The sequence below is a fragment of the Halomonas sp. 3H genome, from assembly GCF_024206005.1.
Lineage (GTDB): Bacteria > Pseudomonadota > Gammaproteobacteria > Pseudomonadales > Halomonadaceae > Halomonas > Halomonas campaniensis.
This window is the reverse complement of record NZ_CP100360.1, coordinates 1,266,133-1,283,190: the sequence shown is the minus strand read 5'-3', so window position 1 is coordinate 1,283,190 and position 17,058 is coordinate 1,266,133. Positions and strand designations below refer to the sequence as shown.

The window sequence follows — 17,058 nt, the reverse complement described above, 5'->3', positions numbered from 1 at the left end:
CAACGTTTGAAAATTGGTTTCCAATCTTCTCACGGCATGCCATCATCGCCCCATGACCAGATCCCATGATGCCCAGCCCCTCGAGGCAAGGATTCACGCCCACTACGACGCCCTGCCACCGGCGGAGAAACGCCTGGGCGACCTGCTGCTGAGCTTTCCCGGTGACATCGCCACCTACAGTGCCGGAGAACTGGCGGAGGCGGCCGGCACGTCACGGGCCGCGGCCTCGCGGTTCTTCCAGCGACTGGGCTACCGGGACTTCAACGAGGCGCGCCAGCAGGCGCGGGATGCCAAGCGATGGGGTTCGCCGGTCTACCTCTCCTCCGGCACCACGGCCGGCGGAGAAGGCGGCAGCGGCATGCCAAGCCAGCCGATTGCCGACCACCTGGCCCAGGAGAGCCACAACCTGACCCGCACCCTGGAGGCCATTCGCCCGGACCGCCTGCGCGATGCGGTGGATGCCATTGCCCGCGCCAGGCGCGTGCATGTGGCCGGGTTTCGCAACAGCCACATGATCGCCGGCTACCTGCAGCTGCAGTTGCAGATCGTGCGGCCCGATGTGGCGCTGCTCCCCCGAACGGGTCAGACCCTGGCCGAGGACCTCGTCGACATCGCCGAGGATGACGTGCTGATCATGGTGGGCATGCGGCGCCGCGTGGGCATGGTCACGCGCATCCTGGAGATCGCCCGGCAGCAGGGAGCCCGCACCCTGCTGTTGACGGACCCCTCGGCGGCAGAGCCGACCCACCATGCTACCTGGACCCTCACCTGCGAGGTGCGCTCCCAGTCACTCTTTGACAGCTATTCGGCCGCCATGAGCGTGATCAACCTGCTCTGCACCTCGCTGTTCCATCACGAAATAAACCGAGGCCAGGAACGGCTCAAGTGCATCGAAACACTGCACGACGAGCTCGACGAGCTCGACGCATTGAGCTGGCTCTCGCAACGCAATCTGGGAAAGCCCGACTCGTAACAGGAAAATCCATCCGACAATCAAGGTGCTTTCTTCCCAGAAGGCACTTCATCATATCTACTTGTTATATATGGCGAATGATTTTATGATTTCGCCTACTTCCCTGTATTTATCTTTATCAACTCTCCCTTGCAGCGCTTGAATTGCTCCAGCCATATCCCCCGCTTTTACCTGTCAATCCCACGCCCCTTCCCCACATTTCATCGATGCATCATCACGGTGCATCGCGCGCACCATGATACCGCAAGAATCAAAACCACCGGCCCTTTCTCTCGCCGGGGCCGAACTTTCAATGACCTGTTTTTAAAAAGAAACACGCCAACTGGAACGCTTATTGAATGGAGTTGAAGAGACAATTCGCCAAGAGCTTCCACCGACATGACCACCCTCCTCCATCGACTCACCCGAATCAGTGAAGCGCTCAACCTCTGGGTGGAGCGCTGTGCCGTGGCGCTGCTGTCCGTGCTGGTCGTCACCGTCTGGCTGGGCATCCTCTCCCGCTATGTCCTGCCCTGGAACCTCACCTTCACCGAAGAACTCGCACGCTACCTGATGATCTGGGTGGCCCTGCTGGCAATCTCCCTGGGGATCTGCAAGCGCCAGCATGTCGGCATGCTGGTGATCTTCGATCGCCTGCCTCAACGGGTGAGGAAGGGTCTCGCGCTCTCCTTCGACCTGATCGGCATCCTGTTCTTCGCGGTGATGTTCTATCACGGGCTCACCTATGTGGAGCGAGGCTTCAACCAGTCGACCATGATCTTCGGCATTCCCCGCGGTTACCCCTACCTGATCATCCCCATCGCCTCGGGCCTGGCCTGCCTGCAGCTCGCCCTCGCCGCCGCCCGCGACCTCCTGGAGCGGGCCCCTCAGCCTGCCCAAGCACGCGCCTGACAGGACACGCCTCATGCTGATCGTCGCTTCCGCTTTCTTCGTTCTCCTGTTCCTCGGCATGCCGGTGGGCATCGTGCTGGGAGTCGCCGGCATGATCGGCATCTTCGACACGGGTGGCATGCGCTTCCTGGCCATGGTGCCGGATCGCTTCTTCTCGGGGCTCAACCTGTTCCCCTTCCTCGCCATGCCGTTCTTCATCCTCGCCGGCGAGATCATGAACCGCTCCGGGCTGACCATGAACCTGGTCAACTTCGCCCAGGCGCTGGTCGGCTGGCTGCGCGGCGGCATGGCCCACTCCAACATGCTCGCCTCGGTGATGTTCGCCGGCCTCACCGGCTCGGCCACCGCCGATGCCGCCGCCTTCGGCAATACCCTGGTGCCGGCCATGAAGAAGGCCGGCTACTCGGGGTCCTACGCCTGCGCGGTCACCGCCGCCGGCTCGATCATCGGGCCGATCATTCCCCCGTCCACCCTGGCAATCATCTATGGCTCGCTGATGGGCGTGTCGATCGCCGGCCTGTTCGCCGCGGGGATCATTCCGGGGCTGCTGCTCTGCCTGGTCTGCATGTGCCTGATCGCCGCGACCGCCCGTCGCCTGAACCTGCCCAAGGATGACCGCCGCCCCAGCCTCGCCCGCATCCTCCGGGAGTTCCGCTACAGCCTGCTGGCGCTGATCCTGCCGGTGTTCATCCTGACGGCGATCCTGACCGGCATCACCACGCCTACCGAAGCCGCGGCGCTGGCCGTGTTCTACGCGCTCTTCGTGGGGTGTGTGGTCTATCGCAACATCGGCCTGCGCGATCTCTACCAGATGCTCGCCCGCACCACCCTGATCACGGGGGTGATCTTCCTGATCATCGCCTCGGCGTCGATCCTCGGCTGGTGGATGACCTTCAACCAGATCCCGCAGCTGATCGCCAGCGGCTTCCTGTCGATCTCGGAGAACCCGGCCGTGGTGGTGGCCATGATCATCGCCCTGCTGCTGTTCATCGGGCTGTTCATGGACATCAACGCCGCGCTGATCATCCTGGCACCGGTGCTGGCGCCGCTGACCCTGGCGATCGGCATGGAGCCGGTTCACGCCGGCATGATCATCATCCTCTCCCTGACCATCTCGCTGATGACGCCCCCGGTCGGTGCCTGCCTGTTCGTGCTGGCCTCCGTCACCGGCGAGCGCATCGAGTCCATCACCCGTTCGCTGTGGCCATTCATCCTGGTGCAGCTGCTGGTGCTCGTCGTGGCGGCCTATTGGCAGCCCATCACCCTGTTCTTCCCCCGTCTGCTCGGGCTGGCCGGCTGATGCCGGCACCTGGCGGACCCTTTGCCACCAAGGAGTCATCCATGTCCCATACCTTCCGCTCCGTCATGTTCTCGCGCCGGACCCTTGCCACCGCCACCCTCTCGCTGACCCTGCTGGCGAGCGTGTCGGCGCAGGCGGCCACCACCATGCGCATCGCCCACCTCAATCCCCCGGAGGCGACGGCGAGCAACTCCGGTGCCATGACCGCGGTATTCAAGCAGCTGGTGGAAACCGCCAGCAACGGCGAACTGCTGGTGGAGGTCTACCCCGCCGGCCAGCTGGGCGAGGACGCCAACGTCATCAACCAGGTCAGCCAGGGCATCGTCGAGTCGTCGATCTCGTCGGCCGGCGGCATCGCCGAGCACTACCCGCGCATCGGCATCTTCGACATCCCCTTCGCCTTTCCCAACATCGGGGTGGCCACCGAGGTGATCGACCTCTCCAGCGACTTCGGCCAGATGCTGGCCGCCGACCTGGAAGCCGAGACCGACGGGCTCAAGCTGCTCGGCCTGCTCGACAGCGGCGGCTTCTTCCACTTCACCAACTCGGAGCGACCGATCACCTCGCCCGCCGACATGGAAGGGCTGCGGATTCGTACCATGACGCTGCCGACCCACGAGGCCATGATCAATGCGCTGGGCGCCCGGGCGACGCCGCTGGCATGGTCGGAGGTCTATACCGCCCTGCAGACCGGCGTGGCCGATGGGCAAATGAACCCGATCCAGCAGACCGCCTTCGCCAACTTCGATGAGGTACAGAGCTACCTGACCATCAGCAACCACCTGATCACCCCCTACCTCTGGCTGATCAACGATGATTTCTACGACGGCCTGCCGGAAGAGCACCAGCAGATCATCGACTGGGCCTCGAAGGTGGCGGTGGATGCGGGGCGCTCCATGTCGCGTATCATCGAGGCCTCCGAAAGCGGCCTGCCCAAGCTGTCCGACGGAATGGCGGTGAACGCCATCACCCCCGAGGCACGCGAGGCCTTCGTGACGGCCGCTCAGCCCGCCGTACGCGAGGTGATCGAGGACCGCTATGGCGAAACGGGCACCGAACTGCTCAATGCCATGCTCGCCGCCATCGACGAGGCGAGCCAGTAAGCCTGACTGTTGCCGGGCCGATGGGCCGGCAACAGCCCGGGCCATAACCATAAGGGGAGATGCCAAGGCATCTCCCCTTTCGAGTGCGGTCACCTCACGGAAGCCGCCCTCCCTCGTGACATCCCCGACCCGGCGTGCCAGTCCATAGCCGATGATCCACCGCTACGAGTCGGCCGCCACCCGATAGCCCAGCGCCTCGAGCCGGCGCTGCCGCGAGGTGGTCAGCGCCACGTCGGTTCCATCGGTGTCCTCCGGGAGCCCCGCCAGCACCGCCACATCGGCCTCATCATCGGCATGTAGCAGGCGCTCATCGCAGCGCCGGCAGTGCCAGGCCTCGCCGCCACGCTCATCCGGCAAGAGCTCGAGTTCGTCGCCGCCCTGGCCGAGCTGGATGGCCGAGAGCGGCCAGAAGGTCACGGGTGCGCCTGCGGAATCCCGGGCGACGCCCAGGGGGGCACCGCATACCAGCAGCGATACCGCACCGCAGCGGCAGGCGAGTTGCCCGTAGGGTCCATTGCTCATGGCGCGCTCCTGATGGGAAGGGATCACCCCAGTGTGGCATCCGGGGGCGCCGCTGCCGACATTGCCATTGCCATCTGGCTGTCATCGCCCTGTGACGCCACTGTCACCTGCCGGGAATAGCGTCGGCTGGGAAACCGACCCCACCGAGCAGGCAAGCCGCCATGAGCAAGGGCGTTCGACGCCAGCGCGAACCGCTGAGCGACGAGGAAATCAAATTCCTGACCCACCTGGCCAACGGCAACGCCCTGGCCCGCCAGCGACGCCGCGACCGCGAGCGGGCCGCACGGCAGCCGCCGCCCGATCCTTCATAAGTCGCCCAGGTTAGGACATCTCGTGCGGAGACAGTGCTAACGGGATCATTCGCCAGAACCTGGCAATGGCCAATGGCGAATACAAGGCAAGAAACAAACGGCAGGAAAATGTCGTCCCCTGGCGCAACAGCACAAGACGTACTGCCGGGTCGACGGGTCAGGCACAGCAGGGACTGGCTGGGCCGCCAGCATCGCACCATGATCAGGTTAGGCTCGCGCGGCGATGACGGGCAACAAGCGGTTGATCATGGTACGGGGAGTCGGCCATGGCCCAGAGTCGAGATACGGGTCAGAGAGCTGCTATCGAGTCAGCTTTCTTGTGACCGTACAATGGCACACATCACCGTCGATTCTATCAATGCGAACAACAACGGTGCGGTCCTCGGCAGGGTCTTCGGTAAACAGTAGCCAGCTATTGGTATCGAGGCCGCGAACATATTCCCTGCCCACCTCAGGCTGCTGAACCTGATTCGTACCAATCCTTGTGGTCATGCCCACCTCAAGGCGGTTTATATCCTGCATGGGCTTCTCCTGTTGAAAGAGAACAGAAAACACCTGGCGAGGCTGGATTGACGCGCCCCCATGCTGCCACCTCTCCTTGGGATTCTCGCGACAAGCGGCCCCAGCAGCCACCGTACGGTACAGTGTATATCAATCGGCAATGTTATCCGCGAAGCTCCTTGAAGACTCACGCGCCCGGCTCCCTCCAACCGCCCCATAACCCAACCAACCTCATGATTATTTGATACTCACGGGAGCGTCCTCAATGGCCATCCGCAACGCCTGCCCCATCCGGCATGGTGTTGCCGTGACCCACCGCTGCTGCCTTTCTTCCCGGGACCGAGCCCGACCGCCCCACCATGGGGCTGGCCTGGGTTGGCCAACGGCGTGGTTGGCGTATGCTGGGGGACTCGGAAACCCAAGGAGCCCGAACGATGATCGACGAGACGGACATGGCCTACCTGGAGCGCTGCGCGGCGCTGGCGGAGCAGGCGCTGGAGGCTGGCGACGAGCCCTTCGGCTCGGTGCTGGTGAGCGGGGATGGCGAGGTGCTGGCGGAGGACCACAACCACGTGGCCGGCGGCGATGCCACCCGGCACCCGGAGTTCTTCCTGGCGCGCTGGGCGGCGGAGCACCTGACGCCCGCGCAGCGGGCGCGGGCCACCGTCTATACCTCCGGCGAGCACTGCCCCATGTGCGCGGCGGCCCACGGCTGGGTGGGCCTGGGGCGCATCGTCTATGCCAGCTCGTCGGAGCAGCTCGCGGGATGGCTTACGGAGATCGGCGCTTCGCCGGCGCCGGTGGCACCGCTGCCGATCCGGCAGGTGGTGCCCAATGCCGTGGTCGAGGGGCCGGTGCCGGCCTTCGCCGAGCGAATCCGCACCCTGCACCGCCGCCTGCACGGCGCCTGACTTGCCAGGCCGCTCATCACCGAGCGGCCGAGCGGTGCCTCTTGATCCGGTACATGTCGCCATCCGCATGGCTCAGCAGGGTGTCGGCATCCTCCCCGTCGGCGGGATAGCAGGCCACGCCAATACTGCAGGAGGGCGCGATCCCGTGCAGTTCGCCGCCCAGAGGCTCGGAAAGGACCGCGAGGATCTGCTCCACCTTCCTCGAGACGGCATCCGTCGAGTGGATGTCCGTCAGCAGGACGGTGAATTCATCGCCGCCCATCCGCGCCACGGTGTCCGTCTCGCGCACGCAGCCTTCCAGCCGTCGTGCCACCGTACAGATCACGCGATCTCCCACCGCATGGCCATGGGCATCATTGATGAGCTTGAAGTCATCGAGATCCAGAAACAGCAGCGCCAGGCCGCTCCGATGGCGGTGGGCCGCATGCAGCGCCGAGTCCAGTCGATCATAGAACAGCGACCGGTTGGTCAGCCCCGTGAGCGCATCATGATGGGCGAGGTAGCGTAATTCGTCCTCGGCCTGCCTGAGGGCCGTCACATCCCGGGCGACACCGATCCGCACCCCCTCCTCCTCGTACCAGCGGGCAGACCACAGGATATGCACGATACCGCCATCCTTGCGGAGGTAGCGGTTACGGAAATCGACGTGGGGCTGCCCGTTCATGACCCGGGTGATAGAGGCCAGAGAGGCCGCCAGATCGTCCGGATGCATGTAATTCGTGATCGTCGTGCCCGTCAGCTCGTCGGCACGGTAACCGAGCAGTGCCTCACAGGCATCGCTCACGAACACGATCTGATTGTCCCTGTCGACCACGAAGACCGTGTCCAGCATCAGGTGGACCAGCTTGGGATAGAGGGCTTGCAGATCAACGGGCATGGGTCAGGGCGTCCGGTTCGCGAACATCGAGTGTATCCCGACCTTGACGGGAGACGGTAGGAATCCCGAGGCGCACCGCCTCACCTGCCGAGGATACGGTACGTCTCGGGCGTCTGATTACCTGCCTCACCCGTCGCACCATCCGGCAAGACGGCGCGACTCAACCGCGACTCCAGGTCCCGTGCCGTGGCGGCGGTGGCGGCCTCGAGGCTCAGGGCCAGGGAGGCACGGGCCTCGTCGAGGGCCGCCTGCAGCTGCGCTTCCATGGCCGGGCGATAACGCATCTCCTGTCCCTTGAGCAGGACGTACTCGCTGCCGGCGATGCCGGCCAGGGTCGCCGCGGCGGTCAGGGTGCCCGCCACCAGGGCGCCTGGACCGGTCGGCGAGGTGGCCACCGCCGCCGCCCCGCCGCTGGCCAGGGAGCGCGCCGTACCGGCGCCCACACGAAGTGCCAGGCTGCGCAGCGCCACCCGGCTGCCCTGCACCGCCGCCCCGGCCCCCAGCCGACCGGCCAGGGCTCGGCCCGCCACCAGCCCCACCCCGCTTCCTCCCACCGCCGCCGCCTGCCAGCGCGAGCGGTCCAGGCCCTCATCCAGAGCGTGCTGTAGCACGGCGTCCAGATCGAGATGTAGGCTCTCGCCCTCCCCCGGATCGGCCGCCGCCTGGCGCGGGGCATAGCGCTCGTGGAGGGTGGCGGCCAGGCCCGCGGCGAGGGCCTGCTGCTCGCGGGCCAGGCGCTCGGGGTAGTCCGCCTGGAGCTCGGCCAGCGCCGCCTCGATGCCGCCGGGAGCCACCAGCCGCTCGTGGAGCTGCTCGTCCAGCCACGCATCCAGGTCACCGACGAGGGCCACCGCAAGCCGCTGGTAACTGCCCGGCGCGGAGAAGTACCAGTCCAGGTAGGACGGCACCGCGGCGGCCAGCGGGGCGAAGGCCGCCTCGAGGCGCGCCTCCCACCAGGGCGCCATGCCCCCCACGAGCCGCGTCTGGGTCTCGCCGCTGAGCGTCGCGAGGTCCTGGGTGAAGTCGGCATGGGTCTCGGCATCCAGGGTCAGCGCCTCCCCCGCCACGATCACCCGGAACAGCGGCGCCTGGCTGCGCGACTCCAGCCAGCGGTGGCCGCCCTCGAGCAGCACCAGCAGCAGCAGGACCGCCAGCAGCGAGAGCCCCCAGCGGTGCCAGCCGCGCGCGAGGGATTGCCCCTCCCGACGAGGCAGGGTCGCGTCGCTCATGGGTGCTCCTCCAGGCGCCGACTGCTTGCTCCCTCGCCGCGCAGCGCATCGGCACCGACCAGCAGACGCACGAAGGCCCAGGCAAGGGCGCCCTGGGTCAGCAGCATCAGCAGCCACCCCAGCAGCGCCAGCGGCGTTCCGAGCGAGAGCTGCGCCTCGGCATTCTGCATTGCCCAGGCCCGGGTGATCTCGGCGGCGGCCGCCAGCCGTTCGAAGAAGGTGAGCAGCGATCCGCCCTCGCCGGCCGGCAGGTGGCGCAGGAGCGCCGCCTCCCACCCCAGGTCGACGAGCCATGGCTGGGGCAGCCAGAGGGTCATCCCGACCAGCGCCAGGGCCAGCAGGCCCGCGACCGGTCCCACCAGCAGACGACGGGTGACCGCCGGCAGACGCGCCTCTATCACGTGCGGGGCCAGGCGCTGGTGCAGCCAGCCCCGGGCAAGCGCGATGCCGACCGCCCCCGCCAGCAGCAGCGGCCAGGCGGTCAGGGGCAGCCCCCGCAACTTCACCAGCAGCACCAGCGCCAGCAGGGCGCCGAGGAGCTGGTGGCGGGCCACCATCACGGCGCCGCCGCGCAGACGACGATGCCAGGGGGAGCCGTCACGCAGGTACTGTCCCAGCCAGGCACGGCGGCGCAGGCGGGCCGCCTCCAGGCTGCCGGCGGCGATCAGCTGGGTGGCCAGCACCCAGGCGGGCAGGAAGAGCCAGCGGGCCCAGGCGCCATCCGCCAGCGACCAGAGCAGCAGCACCAACACCGGCAGGGCGAGGTGCCACGAGAGAACCGGAAAAAGAGCGCCCCTGCGTGCCATCGCCATGGGTCCTACCGGGTCAGCACCTGCTCGATATAGGCCTCGCAGCGCCGGTGGGCCGGCCGTTCGCGAAGCCCGGCCCAGTAGGTCTCGAACTCCGGGCGGCGCGGCAGGGTGCCGAACTGCATGCCCCAGCCGATGTGCGAGCCCACGTAGACGTCCGCCGCGCTGAAGGCGTCCCCGGCAATGAAGGGCCTGCCCGCCACGGCGGCGGCCAGGGTGTCGACCAGGGTCCAGTAGTCGCCGCAGCCCAGGCGCATGGCCTGCTCCGGCGTGGGCGCAACGCCCAGGTCGTTCAGAGCGATGGCGCTCTCCAGGGGGCCGGCGGCCAGGAACAGCCAGCGGTAGTAGTCGCCCCGGGCAGCGGGCGGAGGCGCCAGGCCGGCCTCGGGAAAGGCATCGGCCAGGTAGGCGCAGATGGCAGCAGCCTCGGTCACCACCGTCTCGCCGTGGCGGATCGCCGGCACCTTACCCAGCGGGTTGATGGCGAGGTACTCCGGCGCCTTCATGGCGGCGCCGTACTCCAGGGTCACCATGCGATAGGTGGCGCCCAGCTCCTCGAGCATCCAGTGGACGATGCCGCCCCGGGAGAGCGGATTGGTGTAGAAGGTGAGCTGGGCGGGGCTGCCGTCGGCCGGGCCTCGTTCGGCGGGGGCGCCATCGGCCGGCGCCGGCTCGGCCAGGGCCGCCGGCGGCAGCCTGACCTCAGGCGGTAGCACATAGCCGCGGCCCGGCTCGTTGACCACCTCGACCCCCACCGCACGCAGCACGGCGATGTCCTGATAGAGGTGGCGCAGGGTGACGCCCAACGCCGCGGCGAGCTCGGGCCCGCCGATCGGGCCCGGGTGGTGGCGCAGTACCCGGATCAGGTCCTGCAGGCGAGTCGTTCGTGACATGCCGGTTCCTCGGTCAGTGATCCACGGGCGGCGACGCACGGCCGGGTACGCCCTAGAAGAGAGTTGGTGGGCTCAGAGGCCCTGGGCGCCTCGGCGCAACCAGTCGTGCATGAAGACGAGCTTGCGACGCGTGATATCGGACAGCACGAAGGGGTAGAGATCCGATAGCCCCATGGAGCGATTGATATGGTTGACCGCCATGACCTGGTGCGTCGCCACGTGGATCAGGCGCTCGGCATCCGCCTCCATGTAGGGATCCCACCCGGGATAGGGCAGGTCGGGCGAGGAGAGGCCGGCGGCCACGAAGCTGTCGGCGATATCCGTCAGGTGCAGCAGGTGAGCCGCGGTCTCGGCCCAGTCCTCGTGGGGGTGAGCAGAGGCATAGGTGCTGACAAAGTTCGAGCGCCATCCCGCCGGCGGGCCCTGGCGGTAGTGGCGCTGCAGGGCCTCGGCGTAATCCTCCCGCTCGTCGCCGAACATGCTCCGGAAGGCCTCGAGGAAGTCGTCTCGCAGGCTGAGCCGCCACCAGAGCATATGCGAGATCTCGTGCCGCATATGACCGATCATGGTGCGGTAGGGCTCTTCCAGCGCCTCGCGACGTGTCGTGCTAAGCACCGGGTCTGCCTCCGCCACGCTGATGGTGACCACGCCCCCCGCATGCCCCATCGCCACAGGCGTCGGCCCCTCGGCCAGCATGTAGAATACCGGGGGCGCCCCGGGATCCTCCGGCCGGAACCAGTTCCAGCGCCCCAGGTTGTCGATCACCCAGCGCTTGGCGGCCTCGGTCCAGGCCCAGTGGGGCATGGCAGAGGGCACGGAGGGGTCCGGCGCAAGCGCCGTCATCGCGCAGGCGCGACAGAAGCCGCCCTGCCGGGGGGCGATCCAGTTGCAGCCGATGACGTCGCGGTTGGCGCAGAACGGCGGCATGGTGATGAAGGCCCTGGCCTGGGGGTCATAGGCCACCGGCGTGCCGGTGGCGGTAGCCAGGTTGTCGAACCACAGAGCCCCGTGGCCGACCGGATTGGCAAAGACACGCATGGGAGCCCCTCCAGCACATCAGGGCATCGCGCCCTAGTCAGCGACAGCGGCAGCATGCCGCTTTCATCCGTCAGCCTACCATCCCTGGAGCCATCACCCTGCCTGCTGTCGTGAACCGACTGGCGCGGGTCAGGGCGTGGCCTGCATCAGGGTCCGCGCGATGGTGAGCAGCCGCTCGTCGCCGAAGCGGTCGCCGACCAGCTGCACGCCCAGCGGCATCCCGCCCTCGCCCCGGCACAGCGGCAGGTTGAGACAGGGCACGCCGAGCAGCGTCCAGGCGCGGCAGTAGAGCGGGTCGCCGGTGGCATCGAGCCCCGTCGGGGCCACCCCCTGGGCGCTGGCGGCGAGGATCACATCCACCTGCTCGGCGAAGGCCCGCGACAGCACCGGCTGCAGCGCCGTCGCCTGGGCGCGCGCCTCGCGGTAGCGCACGAAGGGCAGCGCGCGGCCCGCCTCCAGCAGCTCGACCAGCTTCGGTCCCATGCGGTCGGCGAACTGGCGATACTCGCTGGCCAGCGTCTGGGCGGCCTCGTAGGCCATCACCACCTTCTGCTCCTCCACCAGCCCGTCGAAGCGGCCGTCCAGCGGCGGCGGCACCACCTCGGCGCCGGCCCGCTCCAACCGCCCCGCCACCTCGTCCAGCGCCTGGCGCACCTCGGGGGCCAGCGCCTCGTCGCCGGGCAGGCTGCGCAGCCCCACCCGTACCCCGGCCAGGCTCGGCAGCGCCGTGACCGCCGGGGCCCGGGTCAGCGCCGAGAAGGTGGTGCAGATGTCGTCGATGGTGCGGGCGAACCAGCCCAGGGTATCCAGCGACGGTGAGAACGCCTTGGCCCCGGCGCAGCTGACCAGGTCGAAGGTCGGCTTGAAGCCGAACACGCCGCAGAAGCTGGCCGGGCGGATGATGCTGCCGGCCGTCTGGGTGCCGAAGGCGAGCGGCACCATGCCGTCCGCCACCGCCGCCGCCGAGCCACTGGAGGAGCCCCCGGGGGTGCGCGCGGGGTCCAGCGGGTTGCGGGTGCGCCCCGGGGTGAAGTAGGCCATCTCGGTGGAGACGGTTTTGCCCATGATCAGCGCGCCCTGCTCGCGCAGCAGGCTCACCAGGGGCGCATCCACCAGGGCGCCGGGGCTGTGCAGGTAGTCGGTGCCCCAGCCGATCGGCATGTCGCGGGTGTCGATGATGTCCTTGATGCCCACCGGCACCCCGGTGAGGCGCCCCGCGCCGGACGGCGGCGGTGTCGCGTCGGCCAGGTGCTGCCAGGCCTGCACCCTGGGTTCCCGCTCGGCGATGCGCGCCCGGCAGGCGTGCCACCAGTCGAGGGGCTGGCACTCGCCGCGCGCGAGGCGCGCCTGGAAGGTGTCGATGCTGATCTCGTCGAAGGCGGGCAAGTGGCGCTCCTCCCTGCTGGATGATGGGGCGACGGGCGCCCGGCCCGTCGCGTCGGTCAGCTTACAGGGTAGTGGAGCCGGAGCGTTGAAGGCGGATGGCGTGCGCCGCGCCTCACGGCCGGTCGTGGCGCGCGGCCCCCTGGCGGCGCCGGCCGGCGGGCCTCGCCACCGGGAAGAAGAACCTCAGGGGGTTGGCCAGGAACTCATTCTTGACGCCGGCCAGCAGCACGCCCGGCTCGATCCGGCAGGCGCGGGAGCGCAAGGCGACCATCAGGGCCAGGGCGAAGCTCACCCAGAGGTTGATGAAGCCGATCATCATCACGAACAGCAGGCCGACCAGGAAGGTCGCCACGCCCGGGAAGTCGCTGAAGCTGGCGAACCCCAGGTTGGCCGAGGAGAAGGCCACGTGGCGGATGTCCAGCGGCAGGCCCAGCAGATGGCCCACGTAGCCGGTCATGCCCAGCAGCACCCCGAACAGGAAGTTGCCCATCAGGGCGCCGTAGTTCTCGTGCAGGTAGTGGGCCAGCCGCTCGCGCCGCGCCGAGGAGAAGCGCCGCAGGGCGGGATGCCCGACCAGCCTCTGTTCCAGCTGGAGGTGATCGGCGCGGTTGTCGAAGAACCCGCCGATGATCCCCGAGCAGAACAGCCAGACGCCGGCAATCGCCGCATGGAACAGCGCGAGGCTGGCAAACGGCGAGATGGCCTGGCGCTGGTAGGCGATCTGCTCGCCGGAGAGCAGCGGGCTGCCGCTTGCGGCCATCACCGCGGCGGTGATGAGGAAGGCGGTGGCCAGGGCCGCCCCCACGTTGCCCCACACCGCGGCCCACTGGGAGCGATTCACGTCCAGCAGCAGGCCGGCCAGGTTGCGGCTGACCGCCCTGCCCCGGCGATTGCGCTCCACCTCGGCGGCGAAGCTCGCCGCCGTCATGGCGGGCTGCTTGGTGGCGATGGTGAAGTGCAGCAGGTGGACCAGCACGAAGCCCAGCCCGTAGTTGAGGCTGACCATCACCGCATGGGGCAGCGGCGAAAGCCCCCAGGTCTCGATGCGGATCTTGAGCAGCGCCATCACCGCAATGATCACCCCGGCCCCGGCGGCGGAGGCGATCAGCCTCAGGTAGCTGGGCAGGTCGCGGGAGATGTAGTGCTCGCCGTGGTCGCTCTTGTTCTGGGTGATGCTGCGCGCCACCATCCGCGTGCTCTTGGTCCACACGGCGGCGATGCTGCCCTTCTCCGCCGTGGCCAGCAGCAGGGCCTTCCACAGCCTGAGCGCCGCCCGGGCCCGGCCGCCCCGGTGGCGCGGGCTGACCAGCACGATCAGCGTCTCGATGCGCCCCAGGGTATCCTCCAGCCGCTCGATCAGGTGGGAGGCATTGAGCGACGACCCCAGGTTGCCGCCGCCGCGCCGCCGGAAGCGGGCCACCTGCTCGTTGCACTGCTCCAGCATCACCCAGAGGTGGTCGAGCGCGTCATCGTCCAGGGCCGGCCCGCCCTGGCCGTCGCTGCTCGCCTCCACCAGCGCATGGATGTCCCGCTGCAGGGCGATGAAGGGGGAATCGATGCGGGCCAGCCGCTGGTCGATGCGCATCAGCTCGGGGTCGAGCTCCTCGGCGGCCAGCCAGATGGCCAGCATCTCCAGGGCGTAGAGGCACTCCTCCTCCAGATGCCCGCGCACCCGGCGCAGGGTGTCCGGCCCCAGCGCCGCCAGCAGCACGCGGCAGAGGCCGAGCCAGGCATGGGCGGGAAGCGCCTCGAGCCACGCCTTGTCGTGCCGGGTGATGGCGCCGGCCAGCAGGTCGCTGGCGTCCGTCCTGGCCAGCGGCGGCGGGTTCAGCCGGTCGTAGAGCCGGGTGGTGATCTCGCGCACCAGGCCGTCGCGGGAGAGGATGCCCAGTCGCACCAGCGCCGGATAGACCTCCAGGTCGGCCAGCCCGCCCAGCAGGCCCTCCGCCAGCGAGCGGGCCCGGGCCGGGTCGTCGCCCAGGCGCTCCACCAGGTCGGCGAGGCGGTCGGCGGCCTCGCCGGCGGGGCCGTCGCGCAGGTAGCCGAACAGGGCAGCCAGGCAGGCCTCAGGGCTCGCCCCGTCATCGAGGGAGGCCAGCATGGCGTCGGGGCGGGCAGTCGGGGGCATGCGGGCGGGTCATCCTTGCGGGTTGCGGTTCCAGGCGATCATGATGCCTCTCGCTCGTCCGGCGTGCCAGCGGGCGCCACCATCAAAAAAGGCGGCGAGGGTCTCCCCCCGCCGCCAAGCCACCGATCGCGCACGATCGAGAGAGTGCTCGCTGGTGTGTCGTTACGTCATCAGATCTCGAAGCCGAGGCCGAAATCCTCGGCGCTGATGGCCATGAGCGGCTCGGCGCCGGCCTCGATGGCGGCCTTGTGGGCGCGGGTGCGCGGCAGCAGACGCTGATAGAAGAAGCGCGCGGTGTCGAGCTTGGCGCGGTAGAAGGGGGCCTCCCCGGTGCCTTCGGCCAGCGCCGCCCGGGCCTGCTTCGCGGCGCGGGCAAACAGGTAGGCCAGGGTCACGTAGCCGGCGTACATCAGGTAGTCGACGCTGGCCGCACCCACCTCCTCGCGGTCGGCCATGGCCTTCATGCCGATGCCCATGGTCAGCTCGCCCCACTCGGCGTTGAGCTTGGCCAGCGGGCGCACGAACTCGGCGAGTTCACTGATGCCCTCCTCGGCCTGGCAGAACTTGTGGATCTCCCTGGTGAAGACCTTGAGGCTCTCGCCCTGGCTCATCAGCACCTTGCGGCCCAGCAGGTCGAGGGCCTGGATGCCGGTGGTGCCCTCGTAGAGGCGGGTGATGCGGGCGTCGCGCACCAGCTGTTCCATGCCCCACTCCTGGATGAAGCCGTGGCCGCCGAAGACCTGGACGCCCTCGTTGGTGGCCTCGAAGCCCACCTCGGTGAGGAACGCCTTGACGATGGGGGTCAGCAGGCCCAGCAGGGTCTCGGCGCGCTCCTTCTCGGCGGCATCGGTGCCGTGCTCGACGATATCGATCATCTGGGCGGTGTAGAGGGTCAGCATCCGGCCGCCCTCGGCGAAGGCCTTCTGGGTCAGCAGCATGCGACGCACGTCCGGGTGGACGATGATCGGGTCGGCGGCCTTCTCCGGCGCCTTGGGGCCGGAGAGGGCGCGCATCTGCAGGCGGTCGCGGGCATAGGCCAGGGCGTTCTGGAAGCTCGCCTCGGTGAGGCCGAGGCCCTGGATGCCGACGCCGATGCGGGCGGCGTTCATCATGGTGAACATGCAGGCCAGGCCCTTGTTGGGCGCGCCCACCAGGAAGCCCTTGGCCGCATCGAAGTTCATCACGCAGGTGGCGTTGCCGTGGATGCCCATCTTGTGCTCGAGCGACCCGCACACTACGCCGTTGCGCTCGCCGGGCTCCCCCTGCTCGTTGGGCAGTAACTTGGGCACCACGAACAGCGAGATGCCCTTGGAGCCCTCGGGGGCGTCGGGCAGCTTGGCCAGCACCAGGTGGACGATGTTCTCGGCCAAGTCGTGCTCGCCGGCGGAGATGAAGATCTTGGTGCCGGTGATATCAAAGGCGCCGTCATCGGTGGGCACGGCGCGGGTCTTGATCAGGCCCAGGTCGGTGCCGCAGTGGGGCTCGGTGAGGCACATGGTGCCGGTCCAGGTGCCCTCCACCAGCCTGGTCAGGTAGGTGGCCTGCTGCGCCTCGGTGCCGTGGTGACGCAGGGCGTCGGCGGCGCCGTGGGAGAGCCCCGGGTACATACCCCAGGCCAGGTTGGTGGAGCAGATCATCTCGTTGAGCACCATGGCAAGCGAGTGCGGCAGGCCCTGGCCGCCGTGGGCGGGCTCGGCGGCGAGGCTCGGCCAGCCGCCCTCCACGTACTGGGCGTAGGCCTCCTTGAAGCCCTTCGGCGCCTTCACCTCGCCGCCCTCCAGCAGGCAGCCCTCGCGATCGCCGCTCTGGTTCAGCGGCAGCAGCACCTCGCGGGCGAAGCGCGCGCCCTCCTCGAGGATCGCGGCGACCACGTCGGGGCTGGCCTCCTCGCCGCCGGGCAGGCGAGCGTAGTGGGCCGGGTAGTCCAGCATCTCGTCCATGACGAAGCGGATATCGCGCAGGGGGGCCTGATAGTCGGGCATCTCGATCTCTCCACAATCAATGGCGCCGGTGACCGGGCGCAGGAAGGCGGCGGCGGCCGCTTTCAAACATGTGTTTGAAATTACGCGCGAGCGAATACGGAGTCAAGCGTTCGTTTAAATTCCAGCTTCAAGCGACAAGGCGCGAGGGATGCCATCCAGACGCAAGATGAAAAAAGGAGCAAGCCAAGGGGGTTCCTTGACGCT

At 68.3% G+C, this 17,058-nt stretch carries 16 protein-coding genes; 6 read left to right on the top strand and 10 right to left on the bottom strand.

What is annotated here, in order from left to right; genetic code table 11:
* The first annotated feature begins 52 nt into the window (after window positions 1-52).
* From NFC98_RS06075 to NFC98_RS06060, 4 genes are all read left to right on the top strand, one after another.
* Complete coding sequence (locus NFC98_RS06075; protein ID WP_254277221.1) at window positions 53-973, top strand: MurR/RpiR family transcriptional regulator; 921 nt, start codon at window positions 53-55, stop codon at window positions 971-973.
* Window positions 974-1,351: 378 nt separating this feature from the next.
* Window positions 1,352-1,864, top strand: coding sequence for a TRAP transporter small permease (locus tag NFC98_RS06070; RefSeq protein WP_254277220.1), 513 nt, complete (start codon window positions 1,352-1,354; stop codon window positions 1,862-1,864).
* A gap of 13 nt (window positions 1,865-1,877) precedes the next feature.
* Window positions 1,878-3,164 (top strand): TRAP transporter large permease, encoded by a 1,287-nt coding sequence (locus NFC98_RS06065; RefSeq protein ID WP_254277219.1) that lies wholly within the window; start codon window positions 1,878-1,880, stop codon window positions 3,162-3,164.
* A 41-nt stretch (window positions 3,165-3,205) separates the two neighbouring features.
* Entirely contained in the window at window positions 3,206-4,267 is a 1,062-nt protein-coding gene (locus NFC98_RS06060; RefSeq protein ID WP_254277218.1) for a DctP family TRAP transporter solute-binding subunit, read from the top strand.
* Window positions 4,268-4,429: 162 nt separating this feature from the next.
* Here NFC98_RS06060 and NFC98_RS06055 read toward each other — a convergent pair whose 3' ends face one another.
* Window positions 4,430-4,789 (bottom strand): hypothetical protein, encoded by a 360-nt coding sequence (locus NFC98_RS06055; protein WP_254277217.1) that lies wholly within the window; start codon window positions 4,787-4,789, stop codon window positions 4,430-4,432.
* 161 nt (window positions 4,790-4,950) lie between these two features.
* On the opposite strand from NFC98_RS06055, the gene NFC98_RS06050 reads away from it, so the two are divergent.
* The gene (locus tag NFC98_RS06050) at window positions 4,951-5,100 is read left to right on the top strand and encodes a hypothetical protein (RefSeq protein ID WP_254277216.1); all 150 of its coding nucleotides are present in this window, start codon (window positions 4,951-4,953) and stop codon (window positions 5,098-5,100) included.
* A gap of 300 nt (window positions 5,101-5,400) precedes the next feature.
* Here the strand turns inward: NFC98_RS06050 and NFC98_RS06045 are convergent, their stop codons facing one another.
* Window positions 5,401-5,622, bottom strand: a complete 222-nt coding sequence (locus NFC98_RS06045) for a hypothetical protein (RefSeq protein WP_254277215.1) — start codon at window positions 5,620-5,622, stop codon at window positions 5,401-5,403.
* A 413-nt stretch (window positions 5,623-6,035) separates the two neighbouring features.
* Between NFC98_RS06045 and NFC98_RS06040 the strand changes: the two genes are divergently transcribed.
* Window positions 6,036-6,512: a nucleoside deaminase gene (locus NFC98_RS06040; protein WP_254277214.1), complete on the top strand. Its 477-nt coding sequence runs from the start codon at window positions 6,036-6,038 to the stop codon at window positions 6,510-6,512.
* A 16-nt stretch (window positions 6,513-6,528) separates the two neighbouring features.
* Here NFC98_RS06040 and NFC98_RS06035 read toward each other — a convergent pair whose 3' ends face one another.
* The 8 genes from NFC98_RS06035 to NFC98_RS06000 form a co-directional block, all read right to left on the bottom strand.
* Window positions 6,529-7,389 (bottom strand): sensor domain-containing diguanylate cyclase, encoded by an 861-nt coding sequence (locus tag NFC98_RS06035; protein WP_254277213.1) that lies wholly within the window; start codon window positions 7,387-7,389, stop codon window positions 6,529-6,531.
* An 80-nt stretch (window positions 7,390-7,469) separates the two neighbouring features.
* On the bottom strand, window positions 7,470-8,618 hold the full coding sequence (locus tag NFC98_RS06030; RefSeq protein WP_254277212.1) for a hypothetical protein: 1,149 nt from the start codon (window positions 8,616-8,618) through the stop codon (window positions 7,470-7,472).
* Window positions 8,615-9,424 (bottom strand): hypothetical protein, encoded by an 810-nt coding sequence (locus NFC98_RS06025; protein WP_254277211.1) that lies wholly within the window; start codon window positions 9,422-9,424, stop codon window positions 8,615-8,617. Before NFC98_RS06025 ends, NFC98_RS06030 begins: the two co-directional genes overlap by 4 nt.
* An 11-nt stretch (window positions 9,425-9,435) precedes the next feature.
* Complete coding sequence (locus NFC98_RS06020) at window positions 9,436-10,320, bottom strand: glutathione S-transferase N-terminal domain-containing protein (RefSeq protein ID WP_254277210.1); 885 nt, start codon at window positions 10,318-10,320, stop codon at window positions 9,436-9,438.
* 72 nt (window positions 10,321-10,392) lie between these two features.
* Window positions 10,393-11,358, bottom strand: coding sequence for a putative zinc-binding metallopeptidase (locus NFC98_RS06015; protein ID WP_254277209.1), 966 nt, complete (start codon window positions 11,356-11,358; stop codon window positions 10,393-10,395).
* 129 nt (window positions 11,359-11,487) lie between these two features.
* Window positions 11,488-12,744 carry an amidase gene (locus NFC98_RS06010; protein ID WP_254277208.1) on the bottom strand — a complete coding sequence of 419 codons (1,257 nt, stop codon included), beginning with the start codon at window positions 12,742-12,744 and terminating at the stop codon, window positions 11,488-11,490.
* 112 nt (window positions 12,745-12,856) lie between these two features.
* Window positions 12,857-14,872, bottom strand: a complete 2,016-nt coding sequence (locus NFC98_RS06005) for a site-specific recombinase (RefSeq protein ID WP_254277207.1) — start codon at window positions 14,870-14,872, stop codon at window positions 12,857-12,859.
* A gap of 170 nt (window positions 14,873-15,042) precedes the next feature.
* Window positions 15,043-16,854 (bottom strand): acyl-CoA dehydrogenase C-terminal domain-containing protein, encoded by a 1,812-nt coding sequence (locus tag NFC98_RS06000; protein ID WP_254277206.1) that lies wholly within the window; start codon window positions 16,852-16,854, stop codon window positions 15,043-15,045.
* Between the last annotated feature and the right edge of the window lie 204 nt (window positions 16,855-17,058).

What these genes read in the sequence shown, in the direction of transcription:
- NFC98_RS06075 (WP_254277221.1), top strand. Translation starts at nt 53, where the DNA reads ATGACCAGATCCCATGATGCCCAGCCCCTCGAGGCAAGGATTCACGCC.
- NFC98_RS06070 (WP_254277220.1), top strand. Translation starts at nt 1,352, where the DNA reads ATGACCACCCTCCTCCATCGACTCACCCGAATCAGTGAAGCGCTCAAC.
- NFC98_RS06065 (WP_254277219.1), top strand. Translation starts at nt 1,878, where the DNA reads ATGCTGATCGTCGCTTCCGCTTTCTTCGTTCTCCTGTTCCTCGGCATG.
- NFC98_RS06060 (WP_254277218.1), top strand. Translation starts at nt 3,206, where the DNA reads ATGTCCCATACCTTCCGCTCCGTCATGTTCTCGCGCCGGACCCTTGCC.
- NFC98_RS06055 (WP_254277217.1), bottom strand. Translation starts at nt 4,789, where the DNA reads ATGAGCAATGGACCCTACGGGCAACTCGCCTGCCGCTGCGGTGCGGTA.
- NFC98_RS06050 (WP_254277216.1), top strand. Translation starts at nt 4,951, where the DNA reads ATGAGCAAGGGCGTTCGACGCCAGCGCGAACCGCTGAGCGACGAGGAA.
- NFC98_RS06045 (WP_254277215.1), bottom strand. Translation starts at nt 5,622, where the DNA reads ATGCAGGATATAAACCGCCTTGAGGTGGGCATGACCACAAGGATTGGT.
- NFC98_RS06040 (WP_254277214.1), top strand. Translation starts at nt 6,036, where the DNA reads ATGATCGACGAGACGGACATGGCCTACCTGGAGCGCTGCGCGGCGCTG.
- NFC98_RS06035 (WP_254277213.1), bottom strand. Translation starts at nt 7,389, where the DNA reads ATGCCCGTTGATCTGCAAGCCCTCTATCCCAAGCTGGTCCACCTGATG.
- NFC98_RS06030 (WP_254277212.1), bottom strand. Translation starts at nt 8,618, where the DNA reads ATGAGCGACGCGACCCTGCCTCGTCGGGAGGGGCAATCCCTCGCGCGC.
- NFC98_RS06025 (WP_254277211.1), bottom strand. Translation starts at nt 9,424, where the DNA reads ATGGCACGCAGGGGCGCTCTTTTTCCGGTTCTCTCGTGGCACCTCGCC.
- NFC98_RS06020 (WP_254277210.1), bottom strand. Translation starts at nt 10,320, where the DNA reads ATGTCACGAACGACTCGCCTGCAGGACCTGATCCGGGTACTGCGCCAC.
- NFC98_RS06015 (WP_254277209.1), bottom strand. Translation starts at nt 11,358, where the DNA reads ATGCGTGTCTTTGCCAATCCGGTCGGCCACGGGGCTCTGTGGTTCGAC.
- NFC98_RS06005 (WP_254277207.1), bottom strand. Translation starts at nt 14,872, where the DNA reads ATGCCCCCGACTGCCCGCCCCGACGCCATGCTGGCCTCCCTCGATGAC.
- NFC98_RS06000 (WP_254277206.1), bottom strand. Translation starts at nt 16,854, where the DNA reads ATGCCCGACTATCAGGCCCCCCTGCGCGATATCCGCTTCGTCATGGAC.